This is a genomic window from Mesorhizobium sp. LSJC280B00, from assembly GCF_000502835.1.
Taxonomy (GTDB): domain Bacteria; phylum Pseudomonadota; class Alphaproteobacteria; order Rhizobiales; family Rhizobiaceae; genus Mesorhizobium.
The window spans coordinates 215909-231998 of the sequence record NZ_AYVL01000004.1 but is presented as its reverse complement, the minus strand read 5'-3'; the positions used below and the strand labels follow the sequence as shown (position 1 = coordinate 231998).

Below are 16090 nucleotides of genomic sequence, written 5' to 3'. Positions count from 1 at the left end.
GCCATGACCGACTACATCATCGTCGGCGCCGGCCCGGCCGGCTGCGTACTCGCCAACCGGCTGAGCGAAGATCCGTCGCATCAGGTGCTGCTGCTCGAAGCCGGCGGCAAGGACTGGCATCCGCTGATCCACATGCCGGCCGGTTTCGCCAAGATGACCAAGGGCATCGCCGCCTGGGGCTGGTCGACGGTGCCGCAAAAGCACATGCAGGACCGTGTCTTCCGATACACGCAGGCCAAGGTGATCGGTGGCGGCTCTTCGATCAACGCCCAGATCTACNAGATCTACACGCGCGGCAACGCCCGCGACTACGACGCCTGGGAGAAGGAAGAAGGCCTTGCCGGCTGGGGCTATCGCGACGTGCTGCCCTATTTCAAGCGCGCGGAGAACAACCAGCGTTATGCCAACGATTTCCACGGCGACCAAGGCCCGCTCGGCGTGTCGAACCCGATCGCGCCGCTGCCGATCTGCGAGGCCTATTTCCGTGCCGGACAGGAGATGGGCATCCCCTTCAATCCCGACTTCAACGGAGTAACCCAGGAGGGCGTCGGTTACTATCAGCTGACGCAGAAGGACGCGAAGCGCTCCTCCGCCTCGGTCGCCTATCTCAGGCCGATCCGGGAGCGCAAGAATCTCACCATCAGGACCGGCGTTCTGGTGACACGCATCGTCGTCGACAAGGGCCGCGCCGTCGGCGTCGAGATCGTCGACAGGCTGGGCGGCCAGCCGGCGATCCTGCGCGCCGAACGCGAGGTGATCGTCTCGTCCGGCGCCATCGGCTCGCCGAAGCTTTTGCTGCAGTCGGGCATCGGCCCGGCCGACCATCTGAAGACGATCGGCGTGACACCGGTGCACGATTTGCCCGGCGTCGGCTCCAACCTGCAGGATCATCTCGACCTGTTCGTCATCGCCGAATGCACCGGCGACCACACTTACGACAACTACGCCAAGCTGCACTGGACGGCTTGGGCCGGCCTGCAGTATCTGCTCCTGAAGAAAGGCCCGGTAGCCTCCAGCCTGTTCGAGACCGGCGGCTTCTGGTACGCCGATCCGACCGCCGCCTCTCCCGACATCCAGCTGCATCTCGGCCTCGGCTCCGGCATCGAGGCCGGCGTCGAGAAGCTGAACAATCCGGGCGTGACATTGAACTCGGCCTTCCTGCGCCCGCGCTCGCGCGGCACCGTGCGGCTGAACAGTGCCGACCCGGCCGACCGCCCGCTGATTGATCCGAACTATTGGTCCGATCCCTATGACCGCGACATGTCGATCAAGGGGCTGAGGCTGGCGCGCGAGATCATGCGGCAGAAGGCGCTGCAGCCCTATGTACTGCGCGAGGTACTGCCGGGACCCGACCTGCAGAGCGGCGACGAGTTGTTCGACTACGCCTGCCGCAGTTCCAAGACCGACCACCACCCGGTCGGCACCTGCCGCATGGGCCACGATGCGATGAGCGTGGTGACGCCCGATCTCAAGCTGCGCGGTATCGAGGGCCTGCGCGTCTGCGACGCCTCGGTGATGCCGCGCATCCCCTCCTCCAACACCAATGCCCCGACGATCATGGTTGGCGAAAAAGGCGCCGATCTGATCCTTGGCCGCGAGCCGCTGCCGCCGGCGGTGTTTTCCACCAACCGAGCGGCATGAGGGACAAAGAATGATCAGGCACTGTGTCTTCGTCAGATTTCGCAACGATGTCGCCGACGCCGAGCGCGCGGCAATCCATGCCGATCTCGAAGCGTTGCGGGCGGTGATCGACGGCATGGGCAGGGTCGAATTCAGCGCCAATACCAGCCCGGAACCCTTCGCCCGCGGCTTCACGCACGGCTTCACCATCGACTTTCGCGACGCTGCGGCACGCGATGCCTATCTGGAGCATGAAGCGCACCAGCGAGCCGGCGCAAAACTGGTCGCGGCGCTCGAAGGCGGCACCGACGGGCTGATGGTGTTTGATCTGGAGATCGCGTGACTATCCCATTCTCAGCGCAACGACGCCGGCAACGATGCTAAGCACCGCGGCACCTCGCCATGCCGTCATCTTCTCGCCGAGCGCGAAGACCGAGATCATCATGGCGAACAGGATCGATGTTTCGCGCAGCGACGCCACCGAGGCGATCGGCGCCTTGGTCATCGCCCACATCACGATCCAGTAGGCGCCGCCGCTGAGCACGCCGGTATAGATTCCGGCCTTCCAGTCGCGCGCCAGCACCGGCAGCGCCTGTGGGCCGCGAAAGACGACGCATAGCACCAGCGCCCACAGCGCATCGCAGACGAACAGCCAGGCGGCATAACTCGACGCGGTGGCGGCCAGCCGCGCGCCGCTGCCGTCCGACAGCGTGTAGCTGGCGATGAAGATCGATGTGCCCAGTGCGAAGCCGACGGCGCGCAGGTTCAATTTCTCCAGATGCGCGCCGCCGCGAAACGACAGCACCAGCGTGCCCGCCGACAACAAGAGGATGCCGAGAATGGCGAGCGGCGCCGGCATCTCGGCAACCACCACAACGCCCCCCAAAGCGGCCAGCAATGGCGCGGTGCCGCGCGCCAGCGGATAGGTCTGGGCGAAATCGCCGGCCTTGTAGGCGCCGATCAGGAACGTCCTGTAGCCCATGTGGAAGACAACCGAGGCGAGGATGTATGGCCACACTTCCGGCTTCGGCACCTCGACGAAAGGCAACGTCACCAGCGCAGCGGCACCCATGCCGAGCGTCATCAGTGTGATCGACAGAAAACGGTCGAGATGGACCTTGACCAGCGCGTTCCAGATCGCATGCATGGAAGCGGCGGCGAGCACCGCGAAAAAGACAAACAGGCTCATCGGCGGTTCATCCGCCGCCCGTCCCGATGACGATCGGCGTCTCCAGGTCGATATCGACCCAGAGCGGAAAATGGTCGGAAGCGATTTGCCCGATATCGGCGCTGACCGAGCGCACGCGCCCGGCAAACATGCCGCCGACGAAGCAATGGTCGAGCCGGCGCTTTGCCAGCCTACCATCGATAGTCTTCACATGGGTGTGGAAATCCGCTGTTGCGACGGCGGCGGCATCGACAAAACCGTCGAGATAGGCGGCACCGCGATGATAGGGCGCGCTGCCGACAATGCGCCGGTACTCGGCGCTATCCGGCTCCATGTTGAAGTCGCCCAACCAGATCGCCGTTACGGGGTTTTCTGGCTCCTGTTCGCCATTGCTCCAGTTGCGCGCCGGCTCGTCGTCGGCGCCGCTCCATGGACCGCCCTCGGACGGCGCGCGGCGATGCTCGGCGAGCAAATAGTCGATCTGCTCCAGCCGCTCCTCGGCCGCGATATGCGCCAGATGCAACGACAGCACCCGCACCGGACCGGCAGGGGTGCGGATCATGCATTCGAGTGCGGCATTGCGGGTGTTGAGCGGCCGCAGCGTGCGCCTGAGCGGCAGCGTATGCAGCCGCGACCAGACGATCGGAAGCTTCGACAGAACCATGGTGCCGAATTGCCGCCGCCGGTTGACGATGCGGCCTCCACGCCGGTGGCTGGCATCCATGTCGAAGGCCGGCCCGTAGACCCAATGATAGTCGGGCAGCAATTGCAAAAGAAGTTCCGGCTGGTCGTCCTCGTTGCTGCGCAACCAGTGCCGTTCCACCTCCTGCAAGGCGACGATGTCGGCGCCGGCCACGACCTTGGCACAACGCGCCAGGTCGTAGCGGCCATCGCTGCCGAAGCCGTACTGGATGTTATAGCTGACCAGCTTCATTGCTTATCCGGCTCAGTTTCCTGCTGGCAGTAGCCGTTCGCTGACAGCCTTGCAATGTGCAGCCGGGCGGAGGGAGCTTGGGCCAGATGCTAAGTGGTCAGCGGCTGGAACCGACCGGGCGGGGATGCTGCCAGTTCCGACCAGTCGATTTCTTCCTCAAGGCGGTGGTAGGCTTCGTCGCCGATCGTCCCGTCGATGCGCAAACGCTCCAGCGCATCGCGCTGGCTCTTGATGGCGTAAAGACGCAATCTGTCATACTCGGTCGCCGCCTGGGCATCCTCCGGGTTTTCGGCGATGGCGCGCTGGGCGGCATATTGCTCTCGCACCGCCCCGGCCGCGCTCGATGTCTTGCCGCTGAGCACGTCCAGCGCCGCCTGCATGATGGCGACGCGCGCCTGCGCCACCTCCCGGTCGACCGTCCGGTCGAGGTCGAGATTGAGCAGAAGCAGCAACGGTTTCAGGCTGACGCCTTGCAGCACCAATGTGCCGAGCACGACCGTGAAAGCGGCGAGCACGATCGGATCACGGCCCGGAAAGTCGGCCGGCAAGGCGAAGGCTGCCGCAAGCGTCACCAGGCCACGCATGCCGCACCAGCCGATGAGCACGCCGCCGCGCAATGTCGGTGCGTCCTTCCGCCTGTCCTCGTCGCCCAGACGTGCCAGCGCTCTGAGGATCGCGCCGCAGCCCAGAACCCAGACGAGCCGCGATACGATGACGACGGCCAGCACAGCCAGGGCAAAGACGAACGCCTCGCTTTGTCCTTGCTCGGCAAGTCGGCCGACGATGGACCGCGCTTGCAGGCCCATCAGAACGAAGGCCAGCACGTTGAGCACGAACACCGCCGTCTCCCAGACCGAGTAGGAGCTGACACGATTCCTTGCCGGCATGCGGCGCGGCGATGTACGTGCGATCGTCATGGCATAGACGACGATCGTGATGATGGCGGAAAGCCCTATCCTGTCGGCCAGGATCCAGACGCCGAAGGTTGAGGCGAATTGCACCACGGTGCCGCTCGCCGGGTCGTCGATGCGGCCGAGTATGGCGAGAGACAACCGGCCGAGCACATAGCCTGCGGCAAGGCTGCCGACCGTCGACAGCAGGATCATTGGAACGGCACTGCTCAACAGGATGGAGCCGGCGGCTGCGGAAACCGACATCCTGTAGATCAACAGCGCCGTGGCGTCGTTGAGAAGGCTCTCGCCTTCCAGGATGGCGGTGATGCGGTGCGGCACCTTGAACTGTCCGAGCACGGCCGCCGCCGCCACCGCATCGGGCGGCGCTACGATCGCGCCGAGCGCTATGGCCGCGGCAATGGGCAGGCCTGCCATCGTCCAGCCGACCAGCGCGACCGTCACGGTGGTGAAGATGACGGCGCCAAGCGCCAGCAGGATGAGCGAAACCTTGTAGCGGTTGAGATCGCGCAGCGACGTGTCATAGGCCGCGTCGAGCAGAACCGGCGCGATGAACAGAGCGAGCGCCAGCTCCGGGTCGATCTCGATGGTCGGGGCAAACGGCAGGAAGGCGATGCCGGCGCCGGCCAGCGCCAGCAATGACGGATAGGGAATCTGCAGACGCCGCGACAGCGCGGTCAGGGCGACCGCGATGAGAAGCAGGACAAGGGTGAGTTCAAAAAGCGCCATGCCTTATCGTAGCGGTGAAGCCGGGCGATTGGCACTGCAAAAAACGGCCACGGCTTAGGCTGCTGGTGAATGGTGAATGGTGAATGGTGAATGGTGAATGGTGAATGGTTGCTTGCAGAGCAATTTCGGCGCGTAAAGCGCATTCTCACTATTCACTATTCACTATTCACCATTCACTCTTCTCCTAATGCAGCACCAGCATGTCGCCCGACGAGAACGAAATTTCGGCCTTTTCGCCGACGGCCGGCGGCGGCGTGGCCGGGCTGTTGAACGTGTCGAGCGAGACCGTGCTGCCACCGATGCCGACGCGCACCCGGATGACCGAGCCGAGGAAATGCACCTCGGCGATTTCGCCCGAAAGGCTGGAGTCGCGGCCGGGGTGACGCCCGAGCGAAATCGCTTCCGGACGCAGTGCCAACGACAGCGTGTCGCCGGATTTCGAGCCGTTGAGCTTGCCCTTGAGCGAGACCTCTTGCGAATTGACGCGAACCTTGCCCGAAGCCGCGTCGGTGACCGTGCCTTCGAGCACGTTCAGCGTGCCGACGAAATTGGCGACGAATTTGGTTGCCGGCCGGTTGTAGATCTCGAACGGCGTGCCGACTTGCTCGGCCTTGCCGCCATACATCACCGCGATACGGTCGGAAATCGACAGCGCCTCTTCCTGGTCGTGGGTGACGAAGATGGTGGTGATGCCGAGCTTCTTCTGGATCGAGCGGATTTCCTCGCGCAGCGACACGCGCACCTTGGCGTCGAGTGCCGACAGCGGCTCGTCGAGCAGCAGCAGTTTCGGCTTGGGCGCAATCGCCCGCGCCAGCGCGATGCGCTGCTGCTGACCGCCGGAGAGCTGATAGGGATAGCGGTCGCCCATCTGCGGCAGCTTGATGATGTCGAGCATCTCGGCAACGCGCCTGTCGGCATCGGCCTTCGGCATGCCGGCGACCTTCAGCCCGAAGCCGATATTCTGTGCCACGGTGAGGTTCGGAAACAGCGCATAGGCCTGGAACACCATGCCGACATTGCGCTGGTTGGGCTTCAGCCGGGTGATGTCCTTGCCGGCCACGACGATCTTGCCGGCGCTTGGCTCCTCGAAACCGGCGACCATGCGCAGCACCGTCGTCTTGCCGCAGCCCGACGGGCCGAGGAAGGAGACGAATTCGCCCGGCTCGACGTCGAGGTTGAAATCCTGCACCACGGTGATGGGGCCGAAGGATTTTCGCACATGCTGGATTGAGAGGAATGGCTCGGTCATGGCTTTTTCCTTCGGGTCAGTTCGGACGGTTCGCCGATCGCGGCGCGAAGCGCGACAAGATCTGGATCAGCGACATGCAGCCCCAGGTGATGGCGAAGGCGATGATGGCAAGCGCCGCCGGCTCGTAGGCGCGGTTGGCGCCGACGTTCTGCAGATAGGGTCCGAAAGCAGGCCGGTTGAGCAGGCTGGCCATGGTAAATTCACCGATGACGATGGCGAAGGTCAGGAAGGCGCCCGACAGCACCGCGATCAGCACGTTGGGCAGGATGACCCGAGTGATGATCGTGCCCCAGCCGGCGCCGAGGATCTGCGCCGCCTCAGTCAGTGTCCGCACGTCGATTGTGCGAAGCCCGGTGTCGACGGCGCGATACATATAGGGCAGCGCGAGTGTCGCATAACCGATGACCAGCAAGGCATTGGCTCCTGTCTCGCTGGCCAGGAACGGCAGCGGTGAGTTCGACCCGTACATTCTGATGTAGCCGAAGACGATAACGATGGCCGGGATGACCAGCGGCAACAGCGTGATGAACTCGACGACGGGCCTTAGCTGCGGCAGCCGCAGACGAATCCAGTACGCCGCCGGCACCACCACCAGCACGCCAAGGACGATAGTGAAGATGGCGGCGACCACCGAATAGATGAAGGTCGCCTGGAAGCGGGGATCGCCGAGCACGACCTGATAAGCATCGAAGGAATAGGCGCCGCGCCGCATGCGCATGGAGAATTCCACGGTCGCGATCAGCGGAATGAAGAAATAGGCCGCGCCCAGCGCGAAGACGATCCAGGCCCAGAATCTGCCGGACTTCATTTGAGCCACCTCTCAGAGCGCGTCCGGAACCAGATGTAGAAGACATTGGCCAGCCCAGTGATGACGATCATGCCGAAGGCGATGGCGTAGCCGAGATGGGCATTGTGCAGCACGTCACCGCGGATCTGCGCGTAGAGCAGGATAGGGACGATATTAAGCGAGGAGCCGGTCAGAGCGTAAGCGGTGGCGATGGCACCGAAGGCGTTGGCGAACAAGAGGATGACGGTGCCGAGGAAACTTGGCCAGATCACCGGAATGACGACCATGCGCCAGAACTGCGCCTGGGTCGCGCCAAGCGTTGCCGCCGCTTCGCCCCATTCCTTCTTCAGCCCATCGATCGCCGGCACGATGATCACCACCATCAGCGGGATCTGGAAATAGACATAGGTCAGCGTCAGGCCCCAGAACGACAGGATGTTGAAACCATGGGCATAAATGTTGAAGCCGACCAAGACGTTGAGCAGCACCGTGGCGAGCCCAAGCCGGCCGAGCGTCGCGAGAAAGGCGAAGGCCAGCGGCACGCCGGCAAAATTGGAGGCCACGCCGGAAAAGGTCAGTGTCGCCGAGCGTATCCACTCCGGCAGCCCGCCGCGCACGATGGCGATGGCAATGGCAAGCCCCGCGAAAGCACCGATCAGCGACGAGGCGAGGCTGACCTTGATTGAGATCCAGTAGGCGGCAACGATCGACGGCTGCGCCAAGGCCGCTATGTTTTCGAAAGTGAATTCGCCGGCATCGTTCCGGAATGCGCCCAGCATCAGATAGAGCGTGGGCAGGATCAGGAACATGATGGCGAAGATGAAGAAAGGCGCAACGCCAAGCCATTGCGTCGGCAGCCTCATGCTGCGGGCGTCGGCAGGAGGCGCGGTCTTCCCGGCAACAGCGTGATCGGACAACGAGATATCGGTCATGCGCCGGCTACCGTCCTGGAGGTATGCCGGGCGGCGATCTAAGCCGCCCGGCTGATCTCAAGTCTTACTTGACGTTGGCGCCGACGACGGCATCCCAGTTCTTGGTGATGGCTTCCTTGGCCTTGCCCTGCTCGTCGAGCGTCGGGAACACCGCGGCTGCATAGGACTCGGCCGGCGGCAGCTTGGCCATCACGTCAGCCGGGAGCTTGCCACTCTTGGCGAGGTCGTTGAAGCGGATCGGGTGACAATAGCCCTTCAGCCAGCCGATCTGGCCTTCGTCGGAATAGAGATATTCCAGCCATAGCTTGGCAGCATTCGGGTGCGGCGCGTAAGCACTAATCGCCTGAACATAGACGCCGGCGACGACACCGGTCTTCGGCACGACGACGTCGACCGGCGGATTGCCCTTCAGCGTATCACGGCCGGCAAGCGCGTTATAATCCCAGGTCACCAGGATTGGCGTCTGGCCTTGGGCAAGCGTCGCGGGCTTGCCGATGACCGGCACGAAATTGCCGGCGGCGTTGAGCTTCTTGAAGAAGTCGAGACCAGCCGTGCCGGCGGCTTCGCCGGCAGCCGCACCGCCGGAAAGGCCGGCGGCATAGACTGCCTGGATGGCCTGGTTCGAAGCACGCGGGTCACCGGCGAGCGCCACGGTATTGGCGAATTCCGGCTTCAGCAAGTCGGCCCAGTCGGCCGGCGCTTCCTTGACCAGGTCCTTGTTCACCAGAAACGAAAGCACGCCGTAATAGTCGCCGGTCCAAAAGCCTTCGGCATCCTTGGCGCTGTCCGGGATCGAGTCCCAGGTTGATACTTTATAAGCCTGGATCAGGCCATCCTTCTTTGCGGTCGGGCCGAAGCTCAGGCCGACGTCGATGACGTCGGGCGCTTGCGGGCCCTTGTTGTCCTTGTTGGCCTTGATCGCCTCGACCTCGTCGCCGGAGCCGGCATCGGGGTTGAGCTCGTTGATGGTGAGTTCCGGATATTTTGCCTTGAAGCCGTCGATGACCGCGCCGTAGCCGCACCAGTCATGCGGCAGCGCGATGACCGTGAGCTGGCCTTCAGCCTTGGCTGCGGCGACCAGTTCATCCATGGACTGGGCCGACGAGATGGCAGAGGTCGCCATCAGGGCGACGGCCGAAAGGGAAAGCAGTTTTCCCGTGAATTTGAACATGTGTTCTCTCCGTTGAACTGACGCCGTTGGACGCCTGCGATGCGGTATCGTTTTCGTGTGACAGCCAGATGAAAGCTTTGTGAAAGCGATGCCCCGCAGTACGAAAAAGTAAACTCTTTTTAACCGGCTGTAGCAATCGCTTCGCGATTCTTTTTCCGGCTAACTAGTTTCGATCTTGCCTTTCATCTTTCCCCCTTTCCTTTGCCTCTTTTCCCAAGTCGATTTCCGATGCGAAAATTTTCTCAGACGGTGCCGGCGATGGCGTTTTCGAGCAGCGTCAGCGCCGCCTTTTTGGTCAGCTTGACCGGGTTGCCGCCGGCGGTCGGATCGACCACCGCCATGTCGGCGATCAGGCCCTTGCGTTTCTTGTCCATGTCGAGCCCCTTGATCAGGCCGGGCAGCGCATGCGGCACCTTGAGCTCCTTGCGCAGCTTGATGATCGCCTTCGCAAAACCGTCGAAGCCGCCCTTGATGCCGCAATAGGCGGCGAGCCGGGCTATGCGCGGCTCGATCGCCTCTCGGTTGAAGGCCAGCACGTAGGGCATGAACACGGCGTTGGTCATGCCATGGTGGGTGTCGTAGAGCGCGCCGATCGGATGCGACAGCGAATGAATCGCTCCAAGCCCTTTCTGGAAGGCGGCCGCTCCCATGGCAGCGGCGCTCATCATGTTGGCGCGGGCGACCAGATCCTTGCCGTTGGCATAGGCTTTCGGCAGGTTTTCGAAGACCAGCCTTATGCCTTCCACGGCGATGCCGTCGGCCATCGGGTGATAGCCCGGCGCGCAATAGGCTTCGAGGCAATGGGCAAGCGCATCCATGCCGGTGCCGGCGGTGATGAAGCCCGGCATGCCGACCGACAGCTCCGGATCGGCAATGACGATCGCCGGCAAAAGCTTTGGATGGAAGATGACCTTCTTGGTATGGGTCGCTTCATTGGTGATGACGCCGGCGCGGCCGACTTCCGAGCCGGTGCCGGCCGTGGTCGGCACGGCGATGATCGGCGCGATCGCATCGGCATCGGCGCGCGTCCACCAGTCGCCGACATCCTCGAAATCCCAGACCGGCCGCGTCTGCCCGGCCTGGAAGGCGATCAGCTTGCCGAGGTCGAGCGCCGAGCCGCCGCCAAAGGCAATGACGCCGTCATGCTTGCCCTTCTTGAACACGGCAATGCCGGCGGTCAGGTTGGAATCCACCGGGTTCGGCTTGACCTCGGAAAATACGCCATACGGCACCTTGGCGTCGTCGAGGATCTTCAGCGTCGAGGCCACCACCGGCAGCCTGGCCAGTCCCGGATCGGTGACGAACAGCGGCCGCTTGATGCCGGTCGCCGCCAGCACCTCCGGCAGCTCCTTGATGCGTCCGGCGCCGAAGCGGACGGTCGTCGGGTAATTCCATTTGGAAACGAGTTTTGTCATTTCGACCTTCTTGACTGCTTTCGTGCTCTCGGATGTCGTCAATTCACAAAGGTATTGGCCACACGGTCTGACCGCATCATGTACGGAATCCAGATGGCTGCGGCCCAGACGGAACGGTAAATTCCGCGCATCGTTTCGCTGTCGAACGCATCAGCCAAGGTTGGAAAGCTCTCGCGAAAAACCAGATGCGCGGCCCATGGGTCGAGGATGGCATATACCGGCATCGCGACTGCCCAAATCATGTACCAGCCCGGGAATATCTCCCAGCGCTTGAACATGAAGAACAATAACAGGACCGGGGCTGTAAGGCTTAGAACGCCTGCTGTCACCAGTTCGGCAACGAGCAGCGCGCCTTGAGAAAAACTGAAGGCCTGCCAGTCGAAGCCGAGATAGTCGGTATTGTGCAGTTGTACCAACCCCAGTATCGGCGTGAGCATCAACCCGAGCATCGGCAGGACAAGCCATCCGCCGATACCCTCGGGACCCTCACCATCTGGCAGCACCGATTGTTGTGTATCCGCCATTACTCCCCCTCAACAGCGATCGCATGCCTGTCGATCGCCACCTTAGATCACCTCGCGCAGATGGTATGATTTCGGCCTGGTCAGATTGTCGTAGCCGATGGCCGACAGTGCCGCGCCCTTGCCGGTGTCCTTGACGCCGGTCCAGACCAGCGCCGGGTCGAGATAGTCGCAGCGGTTCATGAACACGGTGCCGGTCTCGACGCGGTCGCCGATCGCCGCCGCGTGGTCGGTGTCGCGCGTCCAGATAGAGGCCGTCAGCCCATAGGGGCTATCGTTCATCAGCGCGATCGCCTCCTCGTCGTTGCGCACCTTCATGATGCCGACGATCGGGCCAAAGCTTTCCTCGCGCATGACGCTCATCTGGTGGTCGACCTGGGTCAGCACTTCCGGCGCCAGATAGGGGGAACCTTGCCTGTCGTTGGCCACCTTCATATTGATGTGTGCCCTGGCGCCCTTGCGCAGCGCCTCGGCCTTCTGCTCGCGGATCAGGTCGGCGAAGCGCGCCTGCGCCATCGGCCCCATGGTGGTCGCCTGGTCGAGCGGATTGCCGACGACGTAGTTCCTGGTCTCGGCAATGAAGCCCTCGACGAATTCATCGTAGACCTTCTCGTGGACATAGACGCGCTCGATGCCGCAGCAGCACTGGCCGGAATTATAGAAGGCGCCGTCGACCAGATTGGCAACGGCATGGTCCATCTTTGCGTCCGGCAGCACATAGGCCGGATCCTTGCCGCCGAGTTCGAGGCCGAGCGTCATGAAGGTGCCCGCCGCCGCGTTCTCGATGGCGCGGCCGCCGGCGACCGAGCCGGTGAAGTTGACGTGGTCGATCTTGCCGGAGCCGAGCAGCCTTTCAGTCTGCGCGTGGTTCATGACGAGATTCTGGAACAGGCCCTTGGGCAGGCCGGCCTTATCAAACGCCTGCTGAAACCGCTCGCCGACCAACAATGTCTGTGCCGCATGCTTGAGGATGACGGCGCTGCCCGCCATCAGCGCCGGCACGATGGTGTTGACGGCGGTGAGATAGGGATAGTTCCACGGCGCGATCACCATGACCACGCCGAGTGGCACCTTCTTCACATAGCGGCGAAAGCCGTCCTTCGGATTGGAGGCCATGACCGGCTTCAGGGCCGCCTCGGCGATCTCGACCATGTAGCTGACGCGTTCCCTGACGCCGCCGAACTCGCCGCCATAGCGCACCGGCCTGCCCATCTGCCAGGCGATCTCCGGCACGATCTCGTCGGTCATGGCGACCAGCGCTTCCAGCATGGCAAGCATGTATTTGCCGCGCTCGACGACCGGCGTCTCAGCCCACTTCTCCTGCGCCGCCTTGGCACGTTCGACCGCGGCACCGATCGCCTGGTCCGTGGCAAGAGGCCGTTCGGCATAGATCGAACCGTCGACGGGGGATTTTATCTTGACCGTTTCGGTCATGCCTTGGGTCCTCGCATTCTACAATAATGTCGTTGGTTAGCACCGCCCCTCATCCGCCTGCCGGCACCTTCTCCCGTATACTGACGGGGAGAAGGGACAAGCTCAGCGCCGGGCCCCCATCTCCCCCGTTCTTCACGGGAGAGGCTGAGGGTGAGGAGCGGCGCCAACGTTGCCAGATTATTCAATACCGCTCGAACCCCCTGTGCAGTTCCCAGTCCGTAATCCGGCGGTCGTACTCGAACTGTTCCCAGTGTGCCGTGTGGACGTAATGTTCCAGCACATCGTCGCCGAGCGCCTGCCTCAGCATTTTCGATTCCGCCAGTGTCGCCGCGGCGTCGCGCAATGTCTTTGGAATTTCGGGCAGCTGCGAGGCCTGGTAGGCATCGCCGACGAAGGGCTTCTGCAGCTCAAGCTTTTCATCGATGCCGGCAAGCCCGGCCGCGATCAGCGCGGCGAAAGCCAGATAGGGGTTCAAATCGGCGCCGCCGATGCGGCATTCCATGCGGATGCCTTTGGTGCCCTCGCCGCAAAGACGGAAGCCGGCGGTGCGGTTGTCCTCGCTCCACATGATCTTGGTCGGCGCAAACGTGCCGGCCTGGAAGCGCTTGTAGGAATTGATGTAGGGCGCCAGGAACCAGGTGAATTCCTTGGCATATTTGAGCTGGCCGGCCGCCCATTGCTGGCCGAGTGTCGACAGCGTCCACTCGGCATTTTTGTCGTAGAACAACGGCGTCTTGCCGTCGGCGCTCCACAGCGAATTATGGATGTGGCTGGAATTGCCGGCGAGCCCGTAATTGTACTTGGCCATGAACGAGATCGCCTTGCCTTCGGACTCGGCGATTTCCTTGGCGCCGTTCTTCAGGATGACGTGGCGGTCGGCCATGTCGAGCGCCTCGGCGTAGCGGACATTGATCTCTTCCTGGCCTGGCCCCCACTCGCCCTTCGAATTCTCGATCGGGATGCCGGCCGCCTCCATCTCGTTGCGCAGCCGGCGCATGACGCCTTCTTCCTTGGTGGTGATGCCGATCTGGTAGTCGCCGATGTAGGGCGATGCCGTCTCGAGGCCCTGCCAGTGCTTCTTGCGGGCGGAATCGTAGGTTTCGCTGAACAGATAGAATTCGAGCTCGGAAGCGAAATAGCCGATATAGCCGCGATCCTGCAGCCGCTTGACCTGCTTCTTCAGCATGGCGCGCGGCGAATGCGCCAGGTCGTCATGGGTATGGTGGTCGAGCACGTCGCAGATCACCAGCGCCGTCTTCTCCAGCCACGGAACGAGCCGCAGCGTCGCAAGGTCCGGCTTCATGACGAAATCGCCATAACCCTTCGACCAGCTCGCCGCCTTGTAGCCGGGCACCGGTTCCATATCGATGTCTGCCGCCAAGAGATAGTTGCAGCCATGCGTCTCGTCATGCGCGGAATCGACGAAATAACGGGCCAGGAACCGCTTTCCCGCGAGCCGCCCCTGCATATCGACGATGCAGGCCAGCACCGTGTCGACCTCGCCGCTGGAGACCGCTTGCTTCAACTGATCGAACGAGAAATTTCCGGCCATTCCTTTGGCACTCCAGCGCTTGTCGTTTCGGGCTTGTCACTTTGAAAAGGAAACGAAAACCACGGCCGGCGCGAATGCCGGCCATGGTCATGAGAGGGGGTCAGGCGCCGGCTTCGCCTATGGCTAGCTCGGCTGCCTTGATCGCCGCCTGACGCTTTGCGATCTGGTCGCCGATGGGCGGACCCTGGAAGCGGCGGTTCTCGAAACCGAACCAAAGCACCGCGGTCAGCACAATGAAGCCCAAGGTGATATAGAGCACTTTGTCGTTCGGCGGCTGGATGGCGATGTAGAAGATGATCGCCATGCCGATGACCGACAGGATGCAAAACAGCTTGAACAGGCCGGCGCCGAGGTTCCATGGGCCGGGGTTCGGCCATTTTTCCGTTCCGAAAGCCATCATGCCGAGCACGATCGGAATGATGAAGGACAGAAACAGGAACACCAATGTCGAATTGACGACGATGGTATAGATGTTCGTGCCGCCGACCGAGATGAACTGGGCAAGAAAGACATAGATGACCTCGAGCACAGCAGCCGTCCAAATCGCATTGACCGGCGTGCGCCAGGTCGGGCTGACCTTGGCTAGCGAGGCCGAGCCGACCGGCATGCCGCCGTCACGCGAAAAGGCGAAAAGCATGCGCGAGGCAGAGGTGACCGTTGCCAGACCGCAGAGGAACTGCGCGATCAGAATGCCCAGATAGAGCAGTGTCTTCAGCCACGCCGGCAAGATTGCGTCCATCGTGGCGAAGAACACGCCCCAGCCCTGCTTGGCGCCGGCCGCCAGATCCGGAATCGCCAGTACGATCGCGCACAGCATCACCCAGCCGATCAGCGACGACCAGAGTACGGACGAAACGATTGCCCGCGGAACCGAGTGGGCCGCCCTCAACGTTTCTTCCGAAGTATGCGCCGACGCGTCATAGCCAGTGATGGTGTAAACCGGCAGCAGCAGGCAGAGCAGGAAGAGATACGTCATGGAATCGGACTGCGGGAAAACACCGCCCCCCGCATCGCCCGAATAGTTCGTGAACGTCCACAGCCGCGTGATGTCGATCGCTGGCGCAAACACCAGGCAAGCGACGATCAGCACGGCTGTCGTTGCCAGGATCAGGAAGCCGGAGGCGTCCGTCAGCATAGCCGTCAACCTGATGCCGAAATGATTGAGCAGCGCCTGCAACACCGTGATGAAGGCGACAAACCCGACGATCTCACCAGGCGTGCCGGTCATGCCGAAGGCTGCGCCGAAAGTGCCGACGAAAAAGAAAGCCGTGCCGATGTTGATCGCACCGAGCACGGTGATCAGGCCGAGCAGGTTGAGCCATGCGGTCAGCCAGCCAGTGAAACGGTTCCCCAGAATAGATGCCCAGTGATAGAGGCCGCCCGCGGTCGGAAATGCAGAGGCGATCTGGGCCATGGCGAGCGCGAAAAGTCCCGAAACCATGCAGCCGACGATCCAGCCGATACCAGCGCCCGCGCCACCAATGGACGATGTCGCTTGCGCGAAGGAATTGATGCCGCCTGAGAGAATGCAGATGATCGAGAACGAGATCGCGAAATTCGAGAAGCGGCTCATGCTTCGAGAAAGTTCCTGAGCATAGCCCATTCCATGGAGAACTTTCAGGTCCTCCTTCTTATCAACTTCACTGTAACCCGGTGCTACCATTTTG

General features: G+C 62.6%; 14 protein-coding genes. 2 read left to right on the top strand and 12 right to left on the bottom strand.

Features of this window, described 5'->3' with window-relative positions; translation table 11 throughout:
* The first annotated feature begins 3 nt into the window (after positions 1 to 3).
* On the top strand, positions 4 to 1641 hold the full coding sequence (locus X773_RS47395; protein ID WP_023675363.1) for a GMC family oxidoreductase N-terminal domain-containing protein: 1638 nt from the start codon (positions 4 to 6) through the stop codon (positions 1639 to 1641).
* A 10-nt stretch (positions 1642 to 1651) separates the two neighbouring features.
* Entirely contained in the window at positions 1652 to 1963 is a 312-nt protein-coding gene (locus X773_RS47390) for a Dabb family protein (RefSeq protein ID WP_023675362.1), read from the top strand.
* Here X773_RS47390 and X773_RS47385 read toward each other — a convergent pair whose 3' ends face one another.
* The 12 genes from X773_RS47385 to X773_RS47330 all read right to left on the bottom strand — a co-directional run bounded on the left by X773_RS47385 (position 1964) and on the right by X773_RS47330 (position 16086).
* Complete coding sequence (locus tag X773_RS47385; RefSeq protein WP_023675361.1) at positions 1964 to 2809, bottom strand: EamA family transporter; 846 nt, start codon at positions 2807 to 2809, stop codon at positions 1964 to 1966.
* A gap of 7 nt (positions 2810 to 2816) precedes the next feature.
* Positions 2817 to 3722, bottom strand: a complete 906-nt coding sequence (locus tag X773_RS47380; protein ID WP_023675360.1) for an endonuclease/exonuclease/phosphatase family protein — start codon at positions 3720 to 3722, stop codon at positions 2817 to 2819.
* A gap of 89 nt (positions 3723 to 3811) precedes the next feature.
* The gene (locus tag X773_RS47375; RefSeq protein WP_023675359.1) at positions 3812 to 5362 is read right to left on the bottom strand and encodes a cation:proton antiporter; all 1551 of its coding nucleotides are present in this window, start codon (positions 5360 to 5362) and stop codon (positions 3812 to 3814) included.
* 184 nt (positions 5363 to 5546) lie between these two features.
* Positions 5547 to 6611, bottom strand: a complete 1065-nt coding sequence (locus tag X773_RS47370; RefSeq protein WP_023675358.1) for an ABC transporter ATP-binding protein — start codon at positions 6609 to 6611, stop codon at positions 5547 to 5549.
* 16 nt (positions 6612 to 6627) lie between these two features.
* Complete coding sequence (locus tag X773_RS47365; RefSeq protein WP_023675357.1) at positions 6628 to 7419, bottom strand: ABC transporter permease; 792 nt, start codon at positions 7417 to 7419, stop codon at positions 6628 to 6630.
* Positions 7416 to 8330, bottom strand: a complete 915-nt coding sequence (locus tag X773_RS47360) for an ABC transporter permease subunit (RefSeq protein WP_023675356.1) — start codon at positions 8328 to 8330, stop codon at positions 7416 to 7418. Before X773_RS47360 ends, X773_RS47365 begins: the two co-directional genes overlap by 4 nt.
* A 64-nt stretch (positions 8331 to 8394) precedes the next feature.
* On the bottom strand, positions 8395 to 9501 hold the full coding sequence (locus X773_RS47355) for an ABC transporter substrate-binding protein (protein WP_023675355.1): 1107 nt from the start codon (positions 9499 to 9501) through the stop codon (positions 8395 to 8397).
* A 242-nt stretch (positions 9502 to 9743) separates the two neighbouring features.
* Positions 9744 to 10916 carry an iron-containing alcohol dehydrogenase gene (locus X773_RS47350; RefSeq protein ID WP_023675354.1) on the bottom strand — a complete coding sequence of 391 codons (1173 nt, stop codon included), beginning with the start codon at positions 10914 to 10916 and terminating at the stop codon, positions 9744 to 9746.
* A 38-nt stretch (positions 10917 to 10954) separates the two neighbouring features.
* On the bottom strand, positions 10955 to 11440 hold the full coding sequence (locus X773_RS47345) for a DUF2569 domain-containing protein (protein WP_023675353.1): 486 nt from the start codon (positions 11438 to 11440) through the stop codon (positions 10955 to 10957).
* Between the two features lie 42 nt (positions 11441 to 11482).
* On the bottom strand, positions 11483 to 12871 hold the full coding sequence (locus X773_RS47340) for an aldehyde dehydrogenase family protein (RefSeq protein WP_023675352.1): 1389 nt from the start codon (positions 12869 to 12871) through the stop codon (positions 11483 to 11485).
* A 181-nt stretch (positions 12872 to 13052) separates the two neighbouring features.
* On the bottom strand, positions 13053 to 14423 hold the full coding sequence (locus X773_RS47335; RefSeq protein WP_023675351.1) for a glutamine synthetase family protein: 1371 nt from the start codon (positions 14421 to 14423) through the stop codon (positions 13053 to 13055).
* 100 nt (positions 14424 to 14523) lie between these two features.
* The gene (locus X773_RS47330) at positions 14524 to 16086 is read right to left on the bottom strand and encodes an amino acid permease (RefSeq protein ID WP_023675350.1); all 1563 of its coding nucleotides are present in this window, start codon (positions 16084 to 16086) and stop codon (positions 14524 to 14526) included.
* Positions 16087 to 16090: the final 4 nt, after the last annotated feature.

Bases quoted from the DNA above. Each gene is read 5' to 3' on its own strand.
- X773_RS47390 (WP_023675362.1), top strand. From the start codon at position 1,652: ATGATCAGGCACTGTGTCTTCGTCAGATTTCGCAACGATGTCGCCGAC.
- X773_RS47385 (WP_023675361.1), bottom strand. From the start codon at position 2,809: ATGAGCCTGTTTGTCTTTTTCGCGGTGCTCGCCGCCGCTTCCATGCAT.
- X773_RS47380 (WP_023675360.1), bottom strand. From the start codon at position 3,722: ATGAAGCTGGTCAGCTATAACATCCAGTACGGCTTCGGCAGCGATGGC.
- X773_RS47375 (WP_023675359.1), bottom strand. From the start codon at position 5,362: ATGGCGCTTTTTGAACTCACCCTTGTCCTGCTTCTCATCGCGGTCGCC.
- X773_RS47370 (WP_023675358.1), bottom strand. From the start codon at position 6,611: ATGACCGAGCCATTCCTCTCAATCCAGCATGTGCGAAAATCCTTCGGC.
- X773_RS47365 (WP_023675357.1), bottom strand. From the start codon at position 7,419: ATGAAGTCCGGCAGATTCTGGGCCTGGATCGTCTTCGCGCTGGGCGCG.
- X773_RS47360 (WP_023675356.1), bottom strand. From the start codon at position 8,330: ATGACCGATATCTCGTTGTCCGATCACGCTGTTGCCGGGAAGACCGCG.
- X773_RS47355 (WP_023675355.1), bottom strand. From the start codon at position 9,501: ATGTTCAAATTCACGGGAAAACTGCTTTCCCTTTCGGCCGTCGCCCTG.
- X773_RS47350 (WP_023675354.1), bottom strand. From the start codon at position 10,916: ATGACAAAACTCGTTTCCAAATGGAATTACCCGACGACCGTCCGCTTC.
- X773_RS47345 (WP_023675353.1), bottom strand. From the start codon at position 11,440: ATGGCGGATACACAACAATCGGTGCTGCCAGATGGTGAGGGTCCCGAG.
- X773_RS47340 (WP_023675352.1), bottom strand. From the start codon at position 12,871: ATGACCGAAACGGTCAAGATAAAATCCCCCGTCGACGGTTCGATCTAT.
- X773_RS47335 (WP_023675351.1), bottom strand. From the start codon at position 14,423: ATGGCCGGAAATTTCTCGTTCGATCAGTTGAAGCAAGCGGTCTCCAGC.
- X773_RS47330 (WP_023675350.1), bottom strand. From the start codon at position 16,086: ATGGTAGCACCGGGTTACAGTGAAGTTGATAAGAAGGAGGACCTGAAA.